11 protein-coding genes are annotated in these 12125 nt (G+C 68.8%); 9 read left to right on the forward strand and 2 right to left on the reverse strand.

Annotation, left to right across the window (positions count from 1 at the left end; all coding sequences use genetic code 11):
* Positions 1-94 precede the first annotated feature (94 nt).
* Positions 95-892, forward strand: coding sequence for an AzlC family ABC transporter permease (locus QTN24_RS14000; protein ID WP_313837751.1), 798 nt, complete (start codon positions 95-97; stop codon positions 890-892).
* Complete coding sequence (locus QTN24_RS14005; protein WP_124682360.1) at positions 889-1212, forward strand: AzlD domain-containing protein; 324 nt, start codon at positions 889-891, stop codon at positions 1210-1212. Before QTN24_RS14000 ends, QTN24_RS14005 begins: the two co-directional genes overlap by 4 nt.
* Here QTN24_RS14005 and QTN24_RS14010 read toward each other — a convergent pair.
* Together QTN24_RS14010 and QTN24_RS14015 are read right to left on the reverse strand one after the other, a co-directional pair.
* Positions 1209-2420 carry a helix-turn-helix transcriptional regulator gene (locus tag QTN24_RS14010; RefSeq protein ID WP_313837752.1) on the reverse strand — a complete coding sequence of 404 codons (1212 nt, stop codon included), beginning with the start codon at positions 2418-2420 and terminating at the stop codon, positions 1209-1211. The genes QTN24_RS14005 and QTN24_RS14010 overlap by 4 nt on opposite strands.
* Before the next feature lie 120 nt (positions 2421-2540).
* Complete coding sequence (locus QTN24_RS14015; protein WP_313837765.1) at positions 2541-3647, reverse strand: helix-turn-helix transcriptional regulator; 1107 nt, start codon at positions 3645-3647, stop codon at positions 2541-2543.
* Between the two features lie 359 nt (positions 3648-4006).
* On the opposite strand from QTN24_RS14015, the gene QTN24_RS14020 reads away from it, so the two are divergent.
* The 7 genes from QTN24_RS14020 to QTN24_RS14050 all read left to right on the forward strand — a co-directional run bounded on the left by QTN24_RS14020 (position 4007) and on the right by QTN24_RS14050 (position 11761).
* Positions 4007-5203 (forward strand): phosphoglycerate kinase, encoded by a 1197-nt coding sequence (locus tag QTN24_RS14020; RefSeq protein ID WP_313837753.1) that lies wholly within the window; start codon positions 4007-4009, stop codon positions 5201-5203.
* Positions 5204-5291: 88 nt separating this feature from the next.
* Positions 5292-6737 carry a pyruvate kinase gene (gene pyk / locus QTN24_RS14025; protein ID WP_313837754.1) on the forward strand — a complete coding sequence of 482 codons (1446 nt, stop codon included), beginning with the start codon at positions 5292-5294 and terminating at the stop codon, positions 6735-6737.
* A 117-nt stretch (positions 6738-6854) separates the two neighbouring features.
* Complete coding sequence (fba, locus tag QTN24_RS14030) at positions 6855-7919, forward strand: class II fructose-bisphosphate aldolase (RefSeq protein ID WP_313837755.1); 1065 nt, start codon at positions 6855-6857, stop codon at positions 7917-7919.
* Positions 7920-8049: 130 nt separating this feature from the next.
* Positions 8050-8958, forward strand: a complete 909-nt coding sequence (locus tag QTN24_RS14035; protein WP_313837756.1) for a phosphoribosylaminoimidazolesuccinocarboxamide synthase — start codon at positions 8050-8052, stop codon at positions 8956-8958.
* Between the two features lie 17 nt (positions 8959-8975).
* Positions 8976-9473 (forward strand): 5-(carboxyamino)imidazole ribonucleotide mutase, encoded by a 498-nt coding sequence (purE, locus tag QTN24_RS14040; protein ID WP_313837757.1) that lies wholly within the window; start codon positions 8976-8978, stop codon positions 9471-9473.
* A gap of 44 nt (positions 9474-9517) precedes the next feature.
* A complete protein-coding gene (locus QTN24_RS14045) occupies positions 9518-10762 on the forward strand; it encodes a 5-(carboxyamino)imidazole ribonucleotide synthase (protein WP_124682353.1) in 1245 nt (414 codons plus the stop codon).
* Positions 10763-10768: 6 nt separating this feature from the next.
* Positions 10769-11761, forward strand: a complete 993-nt coding sequence (locus QTN24_RS14050; RefSeq protein WP_313837758.1) for an L-threonylcarbamoyladenylate synthase — start codon at positions 10769-10771, stop codon at positions 11759-11761.
* Positions 11762-12125: the final 364 nt, after the last annotated feature.

Genomic DNA, 12125 nt, shown 5'->3' on the forward strand with positions numbered 1-12125 from the left:
CTCCGCCATCGGCCACGCGCGTGCGTGGCCGATGGTCTTTCCTGACGGCAATGCCGCGCCAGACGGCCTGCCGCGCCTCTCTTCTCATCTCGCCATGACACCCCGAACGTCGTCCCCGGTGTGGTTGCGCCTTTGGCATCGGTTTGCCGAGGTGGAGCGCACTGCCTTTCTCGCGGGCGCGCGGTTCTTCGCGCCTTCCCTGCCCGCCGTGTTCTCGTGGGGCCTGGTCACTGGGGTGGCCATGAGCAAGTCGGCGCTGACCGTGCCGGAGGCCATCGGCATGTCGCTGCTGGTCTATGCCGGCTCCGCGCAGCTGGCGGTGCTGCCGCTGTTCGCGGCCGGCATGCCGATCTGGACGGTCTGGCTGACGGCCGCCGTGGTGAACCTGCGCTTCGTGATCTTCAGCGCCGCGCTGCAGCCGCATTTCAACTACCTGCCGGGATGGCGCCGCACGCTGCTGGGCTTCTTCAACGGCGACCTGCACTTCGTCTATTTCATGCAGCGCTATACCGAGCCGGGCCACGTGCCGGGCAAGGAAGGCTATTTCTGGGGCATGGCGCTGATCAACTGCGCCACGTGGCAGGTGTCGTCGATCATCGGCATCCTGCTGGCCAGCCTGTTCCCCGATAGCTGGGGCCTGGCGCTGGCCGGCACGCTGGCGCTGATCCCGGTGATGATCGCCACGATCAACTCGCGCTCGACGCTGATGGCGGTGGTGGTGTCGGCGGTGGTGGCGCTGCTCTGCTTCGACCTGCCGTACCGGCTGGCGCTGGTGCTGGCCGTGGTGGCCGCGATTGCCGCCGGCATGGCCAGCGACGAGATGGCCGCGCGGACCACGCTGCGCGGCATCCGCGCGCGCCGGCGCGAGCAGCCGACCGGAGACCAGGCATGAGCCATGTGGAGACCTGGGTGGCCATCGTCGGCATGACCGTGGTGACGGTGCTGTCCCGCGCGCTGTTCCTGATGGCCGGCGAGCGCGTGACGGTGCCGGACCGCATCCAGCGCGCGCTGCGCTACGCACCGGCCGCCGCGCTGGCGGCCATCATCCTGCCGGACCTGCTGACCTTCGAGGGGCATTTCACGATCGCGCCGGGCAACGACAAGCTCATGGCCGGCATCGCCGCCACGCTGTGCTACGTGTTCACGAAGCGCATGGTCGGCATGATCGTGGTGGGCATGGCCGTCTACACCGCGCTGCGGCTGCTGGGCTAGGCCGCGTCGCGCGTGCGGCCGCCCGGCTCGGCCAGGATGCTGGCCAGCCGCGTGAGCAGGTGCGCCAGCTGCGCCTGCGTGCTGGTGCTGGTCTTGGTGAAGATGGCCTTCAGCTGCGAGCGTCCGGTCTCGCGCTTGATGCCGAGCTGCAGGCAGGCGTCGGGCAGGCCGATGCCGGTGGTCAGCAGCATCGCCAGCCGGTTCTCGGCCGGCGTCAAGCCATAGAGGTCGCGCAGCACGGCCGGCACCGCGCGGGGCGGCCCCTGGCTTTCGTGGATGGCCACCAGTACCGGCTGGCCCTCCCATTGCGACGGCAGCGAGAGCGACGGCGACAGCGCCACGGCCACGATCTGCGCGCCGCGGCCGTCGGCGCCGGTGGCCTGGATGGCCTGCGCCGGCTGCAGCGAGCCGGGGTCGCATAGCGCGCGCATCACATCGGCAAACGAGCGCGACAGCCGCCAGGCGTGGCCGTTGCCATTTCCGTTGCCATGCCCGCCGGCATTCCCGCCGATATTCCCATGGTCCGGGCCGTCAGCCGCGCCGGGCACCTCCGAGCTCTCGCCCGGCAGCAGCCGCCGCGCCCAGGGCAGCCCCGCCGCGTTGGACAGCAGCAGCCGGCCCGATTCGGCGAACACCAGCACGCCGAACGGCAGCCGGTTGAGCAGGTCGGCCGACACATGGCCCTGCTGGGCCGCGGCGTGGGTGCGGTCGCGCAGCGCCAGCGCCTCCCGCAGGTGCGGGATGGCCCAGTCCAGCGCGCGGGCGTCGGCTTCCGCATAGCCTTCCTCGCCGGCCGGCCGCTGCAGCGCCAGGTAGATCTCGTGCGTGGGCCGGCGGTCGACCAGGCAGGCCATGACCGACGTCAGCGCGACGTCGTCGAGCGCCTGGCCGCGCAGCGGCGCGTGGCCGGTCTCCATGCCAGACAGGTCGCGCCGGTCGATCTGCCAGCCGCCCACCGGCAGCACGCCGGCGAACGGCATGCCGCCGTGCACGCGGTACGGCGGCGGCAGGATGGCCAGGTTGTCCGGCGCGCGATTGACCAGATGGCGCACGTGGACGGTCTGGTGCCGGGTATCGAGCACCAGCAGGGACGCCTGGATGCTGCCGCTCCACTTGCACAGCGCGTAGAGACTGCGTTGCCATGCCAGGGGATCGAGTACCCCCTGGTAGAGACCGCGGATGGTCTCGTGCATGTCACCTTCGGTCATGCAGAAATCCTTTCTTCTAGCTTTTTTGTGTGATGAAACGAGCGCACGCACGCCGGCTGTCGCTCGCGTGGCGCTGTCCGTCGCTGACAGTGTTGACAATGGCCGCCCAATGGCGGGCCGCTAGGCGCCGTGAAGCGTGGTGGCGAGCCTGGTCAGGAGGTGGGTGAACTGCGCCTGGCTGGTGCAGCCGGTCTTCTGGAAGATCGACTTGAGCTGGGTGCGGGCGGTTTCATGGCGGATGCGCATGTGCCGGGCGGCATCGGGAAGACCTTCGCCGGTGGCCAGGCGCGATGCCAGGCGGGTCTCGGCGGGGGTCAGGGAGAACAGGTTGCGGAGCACGGTGTCCAGCAGGACCGACGGGGCGCCGGCCTCGTGCACGACCACCAGCGCCGCGGGGTGTTGCCAGGCCGAGGCAAAGGCGTGCGTGGCGGGCAGCGGCAGCACCAGCACGTCGGCCACGTTGCCGCTGGCGTCGGTGGCGCGGGCGGCCTGGGCGCCCAGCGGGTTGGCCGGGTCGCAGGCGGCCTGCACCATTTCCGGAAACGGGCGCGAAAGCTGCCAGCTGGCCGTCTTGCCGGCCGGATCGAGCCGGCGCGCCCAGCGTTCGCCGGCCATGTTGGCCAGCAGCAGGTGCCGGTCGGGCGTGTAGACGGCCACGGCAAAGTCCATCCGTTCGAGCAGGCGCGCCGACAGCGACGCCATCGTCGACAGCGCCAGCGTGCGGTCGCGCATGGCCACGGCGCTGCGCATGTGCGGGATGATCCAGTCCAGCCGGCGCGTGTCCTCGCCGGAGAACGTGTCCTGCGTCAGCGCGCGCTGCATCGAGAAATAGACCTCGTAGTGCGGCTGGCGCTCCACCAGGCAGGCCACGTACGACCGCAGCTCGAAGCGGTTGAAGAAATCGCGATAGAACGGGTGGCGCGCCATGGCCTGCGGGCCCAGGTCGCGCGCGTCGATGTACCAGGCGCCCGGCACCAGCCGGGGCGCGAAGTCCTTGGCCGGGTCGATGGCCTGGAATTCGTTCTCGTAGGTGGTGAACAGTTCGACCACCGGGTTGACCACCTCGTTGACGGTCACCTGGTCGCGCACGGTGTCCCACACCATCATCGACGCATGCGCGCTATCCGCGATCTCGGTCAGCGTGCGCAGGCTCTGGTGCCACGCGGCCGGATCGAGAACGCCTTCATACAATCCACGGATGGCGCCGTGGATGGCGGACTGCTCCATCTGACTACCCCCTTGCATTTAGCTACTTCAATCCTTCCCGCGTGTCCGTCGCGCACGTCCGGGGAATGGTTGGGCGCCGATCTGTGGCCGGCTGCCGACATCATGTACCAAAATTATCAAAAGTGGTTCGAGTGTCTGACAATGCATACGTTTAGTACATTAACCGTACATTAACCGAAGCGACCGTGCGCTGGGTCGCGAAACACGCCCTACTTCAGGGGGGTCTGCGCCGCCGGGGCCTGCCGCGCCGCGCCCAGGGCCCGGATGGCCGCAAATTGGCCACCACGATCAGGTAAAATGCCGGCTTCCCCGACTTCTGTGGACGGATGTATGCCGTCCACGTCCCCGCGCTTACCGCCATGACCTCTGTCCTGCGTCTTTCCGATCTCATTTCCCAAGGCAACCTCTCCGGCAAGCGTGTGTTCATCCGCGCCGATCTGAACGTGCCCCAAGACGACGCCGGCAACATCACCGAAGACACGCGGATCCGCGCCTCGGTGCCGGCCATCCAGGCCTGCCTGGACGCCGGCGCGGCTGTGATGGTGACGTCACACCTGGGCCGCCCGACCGAGGGCGAGTTCAAGCCCGAGGATTCGCTGGCGCCCATCGCCACGCGCCTGTCCGAGCTGCTGGGCAAGCCCGTGAAGCTGGTGCAGAACTGGGTCGACGGCGTGGAAGTGGCGCCCGGCCAGGTGGTGCTGCTGGAAAACTGCCGCGTCAACAAGGGCGAGAAGAAGAACAGCGACGAACTGGCGCAGAAGATGGCCAGGCTGTGCGACGTCTACGTGAACGACGCCTTCGGCACCGCCCACCGCGCCGAAGCCACCACCCACGGCATCGCCAAGTTCGCCCCGGTGGCCTGCGCCGGCCCGCTGCTGGCCGCCGAGATCGACGCGCTGGGCCGCGCGCTGGGCCAGCCGGCCCGCCCGCTGGTGGCCATCGTGGCCGGCTCCAAGGTGTCGACCAAGCTGACGATCCTCAAGGCGCTGGCCGACAAGGTGGACAACCTCGTGGTGGGCGGCGGCATTGCCAACACGTTCATGCTGGCCGCCGGCCTGAAGATCGGCAAGTCGCTGGCCGAGGCCGACCTGGTGGGCGACGCCCGCGCCATCATCGACATCATGGCCGCGCGCGGCGCGTCGGTGCCGATCCCGGTGGACGTGGTCTGCGCCAAGGAATTCAGCGCCACGGCCGCCGCCACGGTCAAGGACGTCAAGGACGTGGCCGACGACGACATGATCCTGGACATCGGCCCGAAGACGGCCGCCATGCTGGCCGAGCAGCTCAAGGCCGCCGGCACCGTGGTCTGGAACGGCCCGGTCGGCGTGTTCGAGTTCGACCAGTTCGGCAATGGCACCAAGGTGCTGGCCGAGGCCATCGCGTCGTCGAAGGCGTTCTCGATCGCCGGCGGCGGCGACACGCTGGCCGCCATCGCCAAGTACGGCATTGCGGACCGCATCGGCTACATCTCCACCGGCGGCGGCGCCTTCCTGGAATTCCTGGAAGGCAAGACGCTGCCCGCCTTCGAGGTGCTGGAGCAGCGCGCCGCAGGCTGATCCGATCGCCCCGGACCGGGCCGGCGGGTTTGCCGGCCGGTCCGCCCGACCCGTCGTCCCCTGAAGCCCCCGAACAGGAAACGCCCGAATGACCCGCTCCACCAAGATCGTCGCCACGATTGGCCCCGCGTCCAGCTCGCTGGACATGCTGACCCGCATGATCGCGGCCGGGGTTGACGTGGTGCGCCTGAATTTCTCGCACGGCACCGCGCAGGACCATATCGACCGCGCCCAGCTTGTGCGCGACGCCGCCGCCGCGTGCGGCCGCGAAGTGGCGATCATGGCCGACCTGCAGGGCCCCAAGATCCGCGTGGGCAAGTTCGAGCAGGGCAAGGTCACGCTGAAGGCCGGCGACCCGTTCGTGCTGGATTCGGCCTGCGAGCTGGGCAACCAGGAGCGCGTGGGGCTGGACTACAAGGACCTGCCGCGCGACGTGGGCCCCGGCGACGTGCTGCTGCTCAACGACGGCCTGATCGTGCTGGTCGTGGACCGCGTGATCGGCCGCGAGATCTTCACCACGGTGCGCGTGGGCGGCGACCTGTCGAACAACAAGGGCATCAACCGCCAGGGCGGCGGGCTGTCGGCGCCGGCGCTGACCGCCAAGGACATGGAGGACATCAAGACCGCCATGGCCCTGGGCGCCGACTACGTGGCCGTGAGCTTTCCGAAGAACGCCACCGACATGGAAATGGCGCGCCAGCTTGCCAACGTGGCCGGCCAGCCCCATAACCGCAAGGCGCGGATGATCGCCAAGATCGAGCGGGCCGAAGCCATCCGCCCCGGCGTGCTGGAGGAAATCCTCGGGGCGTCGGACGGCATCATGGTGGCGCGCGGCGACCTGGCCGTGGAGGTGGGCAACGCCGCCGTGCCGGCGCTGCAGAAGCGCATGATCCGGCTGGCCCGCGAGGCCAACAAGCTGACGATCACGGCCACGCAGATGATGGAAAGCATGATCGTCAACCCGGTGCCGACGCGCGCCGAGGTGTCGGACGTGGCCAACGCCGTGCTGGACGGCACCGACGCGGTGATGACGTCGGCCGAGACCGCCGCCGGCCGGTATCCCGTGGAAACGGTGGAGGCCATGGCCGCGATCTGCCTGGAGGCCGAGAAGTCCGAGGTGGTGCAGCTCGACACGGATTTCCTTAACCAGACCTTCTCGCGCATCGACCAGTCGATCGCCATGGGGGCGCTGTTCACGGCCTATCATCTAGGCGTGAAGGCGATTGCCGCGCTGACCGATTCCGGCGCCACGGCCCTGTGGATGAGCCGCCACCGGATTCACGTGCCGATCTACGCCATGACGCCCAACCTGGCGTCGCAGCGCAAGATGCAGCTGTACCGCAATGTGGTGCCGCTGCCGCTGCAGTCGAGCACGGACCGCGACGAGGCGCTGGAGCAGGCCGAGGAACTGCTGCTGGCCCAGGGGGCCGTCCAGCACGGCGATTTCATCGTGCTGACGATTGGCGAGCCGATGGGCCAGGCCGGCGGCACGAACACGCTGAAGATCGTGCGGGTCGGCAGCAAGTTCAAGTAGCCCATGACGTCCGATGTGGCGTGGTGCACCGACGGCCCGCCACGGATGCGCGAACCTGCCCGGCGCAGCATCGACAAGAACACCGAGATACCCAAACCTTTCATTCAGGAGCAAGACATGCCACTCGTATCCATGCGCCAGTTGCTGGACCACGCCGCCGAGAACGGCTACGGCCTGCCGGCCTTCAACGTGAACAACCTTGAGCAGGTGCAGGCCATCATGCAGGCCGCCGACGAGGTGAACGCGCCGGTGATCATGCAGGCCTCCGCCGGGGCGCGCAAGTACGCTGGCGAGCATTTCCTGCGCCACCTGATCGAAGCGGCCGTGGAAGCCTACCCGCACATCCCCGTGGTGATGCACCAGGATCACGGCCAGTCGCCGGCCATCTGCCAGGGCGCCATCGACCTGGGCTTCTCGTCGGTGATGATGGACGGCTCGCTCAAGGAAGACGGCAAGACCCCGTCGGACTACGAGTACAACGTGGACGTGACCCGCAAGGTGGTGCAGCTTGCCCACGCCGTGGGCGTGACCGTGGAAGGCGAACTGGGCTGCCTGGGCTCGCTGGAAACCGGCGAGGCGGGCGAGGAAGACGGCATCGGCGCCGAGGGCAAGCTCGACCACTCGATGCTGCTGACGGACCCGGAGCAGGCCGCCGACTTCGTCAAGGCCACCCAGCTCGACGCGCTGGCCATCGCCATCGGCACCTCGCACGGCGCCTACAAGTTCACGCGCAAGCCCACGGGCGACATCCTGGCGATCAGCCGGATCAAGGAAATCCACGCCCGCATCCCGAACACCCACCTGGTGATGCACGGCTCGTCGTCGGTGCCGCAGGAGCTGCTGGAGGAAATTCGCAAGTTCGGCGGCGACATGAAGGAAACGTACGGCGTGCCGGTCGAGGAAATCCAGGAAGCGATCAAGTACGGCGTGCGCAAGATCAACATCGACACCGACATCCGCCTGGCCATGACCGGCGCGATCCGCCGCTTCTTTGCCGAGAACCCGAGCAAGTTCGATCCGCGCGAGTACCTGAAGCCGGCCCGCGAAGCCGCCAAGCTGGTCTGCAAGGACCGCTACGTGGCGTTTGGCTGCGAAGATCAGGCCAGCAAGATCAAGGCCGTGTCGCTGACCGACATCGCCGGCCAGTACAAGTCGGGCAAACTCGCCCAGGTCGTGCAGTAACCTGCCGTCCCCACCGCCCCGCCGCGTGGCCGCCCGATGACGGGCGGGGCGCCCGGGGCGCTACCGTTTGATGGGGCTTCGGCTTGCGCGCGAAGCCCCGCCTGTTTTCCGCCGCACCCGCTTACCAACCATGCCTGACGCCCTCTACGAATCCTCCATCCAGTCCCTGCCGCTGCTCGGCAAGGGCAAGGTCCGCGACAACTACGCCGTTGGCGAGGACAAGCTGCTGATCGTGACGACCGATCGCCTGTCGGCGTTCGACGTGGTCATGGGCGAGCCGATTCCGGCCAAGGGTCGCGTGCTGAACCAGATGGCCAACTTCTGGTTCCGCCGGCTGGCCCACATCGTGCCGAACCACGAGACCGGCGTGACCGCCGAGAGCGTGGTGGCGCCCGAGGAAGTGGCGCAGGTGCAGGGCCGCGCCGTGGTGGTCAAGCGCCTGAAGCCGATCCTGGTGGAAGCGGTGGTGCGCGGCTACCTGGCCGGCAGCGGCTGGAAGGACTACCAGGCCACCGGCAAGGTCTGCGGCATCGCGCTGCCGGCCGGCCTGCAGAACGCGCAGAAGCTGCCCGAGCCGATCTTCACGCCGGCGGCCAAGGCCGAGATGGGCGAGCATGACGAGAACATCTCGTTCGAGGAAGTCGAGCAGCGCATCGGCAAGGACCTGGCGGCAAAGATGCGCGACATCTCGATCCGGCTGTACAAGGAAGCGTCGGAATACGCGGCCACGCGCGGCATCATCATCGCCGACACCAAGTTCGAGTTCGGCCTGGACGCCGACGGCACGCTGACGCTGATGGACGAGGTGCTGACCGCCGATTCGTCGCGCTTCTGGCCGGCCGATTCGTACCAGGTGGGCACCAACCCGCCGTCGTTCGACAAGCAGTTCGTGCGCGACTGGCTGGAGGCCGTGCGCATCGACGGCAAGCCGTGGCCCAAGACCGCCCCGGCCCCCCAACTGCCCGACGACGTGGTGCAGAAGACGGCGGACAAGTACAAGGAAGCACTGACCCGCCTGACCGGCGAGCAACTGCAGTAAGGCGAAGGGCGCGAACGATGACGCAAGCAGCAAAGCCCGTGGTGGGCGTGGTGATGGGCAGCAGCTCGGACTGGGACGTGATGCAGCACGCCGTGGCCATGCTCAAGGATTTCAATGTGCCCTTCGAGGCACAGGTGGTGTCGGCCCACCGCATGGCCGACGACATGTTCCGCTACGCCGAGACGGCGCGCGCCCGTGGCATCCGCGCGATCATCGCCGGGGCCGGCGGCGCGGCGCACCTGCCGGGCATGATCGCCGCCAAGACGATCGTGCCGGTGTTCGGCGTGCCGGTGCCGTCCAAGTACCTGCGCGGCGAGGATTCGCTGCTGTCGATCGTGCAGATGCCCAAGGGCGTGCCGGTGGCGACGTTCGCGATCGGCGAGGCCGGCGCGGCCAACGCGGCGCTGCACGCCATTGCCACGCTAGCCACCACCGACGACGCACTGGCCGCCGCGCTGGACGCGTTCCGGGCCAAGCAGACCGAGGCCGCGCGCGCGATGCAGTTGCCGGTGTGACGCCACCCTCCGTTCCAGAATCCGTAGTGACCCAAGCCTGAGCCATGCCGACCGATATCCATCCCTACCTGTCCGAAGCCCACACGCCGGAGTCGCGCGCCGAATTCGGCGTGGACGCGCCTGGCGCGCCCATCCTGCCCGGCGCGTGGCTTGGCATGCTCGGCGGCGGCCAGCTTGGCCGCATGTTCACGCACGCGGCGCAGTCGATGGGCTATCGCGTCTGCGTGCTCGACCCCGACCAGGACAGCCCGGCCGGCAACGTGGCCGACCGCCACATCTGCGCCAGCTACACCGACGAGGCCGCGCTGGCCGAGCTGTCGAAGCTGTGCCAGGCCGTGAGCACCGAGTTCGAGAACGTGCCGTCGATCTCGCTGGACCGCCTGGAGCAGGCCGGCGTGTTCGTGGCGCCGCGCGGCTACTGCGTGTCGATTGCCCAGAACCGCATCGGCGAGAAGAAGTTCTTCGCGGCGTGCGCCGAGCGCACCGGCGTGCCGCCGGCTCCGCACTGGGTGATCCAGCACGACGCCGACGTGGACAACGTGCCCGACACCGTGCTGCCGGGCATTCTCAAGACCGCGCGCATGGGCTACGACGGCAAGGGCCAGGCGCGCGTGAAGACGCGCGACGACGTGCGCGCCGCCTGGAAGGCGATGCAGCACGTGCCTTGCGTGCTGGAGCAGATGCTGCCGCTGGCCTACGAGGTGTCCGTGCTGGCCGCCCGCGCCGCCGACGGCAGCACCGCCACATGGCCGCTGGCCGAGAACGTGCACCGCGACGGCATCCTGTTCTCGACGACGATGCCGTCGACGAGCGTGTCCGACGACATCGCCACGCGCGCCCGCGCCGCGGCGGCTTCCATCGCGTCGGAAATGGGCTACGTCGGCGTGCTCTGCATCGAATTCTTCGTGCTGACCGACGGCACGCTGGTGGCCAACGAGATGGCGCCGCGCCCGCACAATTCTGGCCATATCACGATGGATGCCTGCGAGACGAGCCAGTTCGAGCAGCAGGTGCGGGCGATGGCCCGGCTGCCGCTGGGCAGCACGCGCCAGCATTCGGCCGGCAAGATGCTGAACCTGCTGGGCGACTGCTGGTTCGAGTTCGGGCTGGAGCGCACGCCGGCCTGGGACGAGGTGCTGGGCCTGCCCGGCGCCAAGCTGCACCTGTACGGCAAGAACGACGCGCGGCCGTCGCGCAAGATGGGCCACGTGAACTGCGTGGGCGAGCATGCCGAGGCGGCGTCCACGTCGTTCGACGCCGCGGCCACGGCGCTGCATATCCCGCTCTGACCGCCGATGTCCGCACGCATGCCCACGGCCGCCGAGCTTGACGAGGCGGTCAGACTCCTGGAAGCGGGCCAGCTCGTGGCCTTTCCGACCGAGACGGTCTACGGCCTGGGCGCCGACGCCGAGAACCCGGCCGCCGTGGCGCGCATCTTCGCCGCCAAGGGCCGGCCGTCGAACCATCCGGTGATCGTGCACGTGGTGGACGGCGGCGACGTCAGCTACTGGACCGACGAGGTGCCCGAGGCGGCCAGCAAGCTGATCGACGCCTTCTGGCCCGGCCCGCTGACGATCATCCTCAAGCGCGCCGCGCATATCCCGGCCGACGTGGCCGGCGGGCAGGACAGCATCGGCCTGCGCTGCCCCTCGCACCCGGTGGCCCAGGCGCTGCTGGCCCGCTTCAAGCGCGGCCGCGGCGGCATCGCGGCGCCATCGGCCAACAAGTTCGGCCAGGTCAGCCCGACCACGGCCGAACACGTGCGCGACGAATTTGGCGGCGATGTCTATGTGCTGGAAGGCGATGGCGTCGACGTCGGCATCGAATCGTCGATCGTTGACCTGTCACGGCTGGACACGGCCGGCCCGGTGCTGCTGCGCCCCGGCGCGATCACGGCCCAGATGATGGCCGACGTGCTCGGCACGGTGCCGCTGCCCCCCGACGCCGCCGCGCCACGCGCCTCGGGCACGCTCAAGGCCCACTACGCGCCACGCACCACCCTGACGCTGGCCACGGCCGACGGGCTGCCAGCCTACCTGGAAGCGCTGCCCGAAGGCGGCCGGCTCGCGTACGTCGGCCAGAAACCGGCCGGCGCGGACCCACGCTGCGTGTACGTCCAGGCCCCGGCCACGCCGGACGCCTACGCCCAGGCGCTCTACGGTCTGCTGCGCCGGCTCGACAAGGAAGGCTACCAGCGGCTGGTTTTCGAACCAGTCCCGGCAACCCACGAATGGGACGGCGTCCGCGACCGCCTGGGCCGCGCAGCCGCGGCATTCGAGGAACAATAGCTTCGTTTAGCTCTTGGCTTTCTCCCCTCTCCCGCACGGCGGGAGAGGGGCCGGGGGTGAGGGCCAGCAGTGCAAATTGCCACTAGTCGGCAAGCAGACCCTCAACGCCCTCATCCCCAACCCCTCTCCCGCAGGCGGGAGAGGGGAGCAAGAAAGCAGGTGGAACCTGGACTTGACCCAATGTTTTCTCCCCTCTCCCGCACGGCGGGAGAGGGGCCGGGGGTGAGGGCCGGCAGTGCAAATTGCCACCAGTCGGCAAGCAGACCCTCAACGCCCTCTCCCCCAACTGTAGTGGTCCAATTTCCTCAGACAGGTCGATAGGTGGAAAATCACGATCGACGAGGAAAGGACGACATGACAAAGC

Origin of the sequence: Cupriavidus sp. SZY C1 (assembly GCF_032190535.1) — a bacterium.
Lineage (GTDB): Bacteria > Pseudomonadota > Gammaproteobacteria > Burkholderiales > Burkholderiaceae > Cupriavidus > Cupriavidus pauculus_C.

Excerpts from the sequence above, each read along its gene's own strand:
- QTN24_RS14015 (WP_313837765.1), bottom strand. The coding sequence starts at position 3,647 with ATGGAGCAGTCCGCCATCCACGGCGCCATCCGTGGATTGTATGAAGGC.
- fba (WP_313837755.1), top strand. The coding sequence starts at position 6,855 with ATGCCACTCGTATCCATGCGCCAGTTGCTGGACCACGCCGCCGAGAAC.
- QTN24_RS14000 (WP_313837751.1), top strand. The coding sequence starts at position 95 with ATGACACCCCGAACGTCGTCCCCGGTGTGGTTGCGCCTTTGGCATCGG.
- QTN24_RS14020 (WP_313837753.1), top strand. The coding sequence starts at position 4,007 with ATGACCTCTGTCCTGCGTCTTTCCGATCTCATTTCCCAAGGCAACCTC.
- QTN24_RS14005 (WP_124682360.1), top strand. The coding sequence starts at position 889 with ATGAGCCATGTGGAGACCTGGGTGGCCATCGTCGGCATGACCGTGGTG.
- purE (WP_313837757.1), top strand. The coding sequence starts at position 8,976 with ATGACGCAAGCAGCAAAGCCCGTGGTGGGCGTGGTGATGGGCAGCAGC.
- QTN24_RS14035 (WP_313837756.1), top strand. The coding sequence starts at position 8,050 with ATGCCTGACGCCCTCTACGAATCCTCCATCCAGTCCCTGCCGCTGCTC.
- QTN24_RS14010 (WP_313837752.1), bottom strand. The coding sequence starts at position 2,420 with ATGACCGAAGGTGACATGCACGAGACCATCCGCGGTCTCTACCAGGGG.
- pyk (WP_313837754.1), top strand. The coding sequence starts at position 5,292 with ATGACCCGCTCCACCAAGATCGTCGCCACGATTGGCCCCGCGTCCAGC.
- QTN24_RS14045 (WP_124682353.1), top strand. The coding sequence starts at position 9,518 with ATGCCGACCGATATCCATCCCTACCTGTCCGAAGCCCACACGCCGGAG.
- QTN24_RS14050 (WP_313837758.1), top strand. The coding sequence starts at position 10,769 with ATGTCCGCACGCATGCCCACGGCCGCCGAGCTTGACGAGGCGGTCAGA.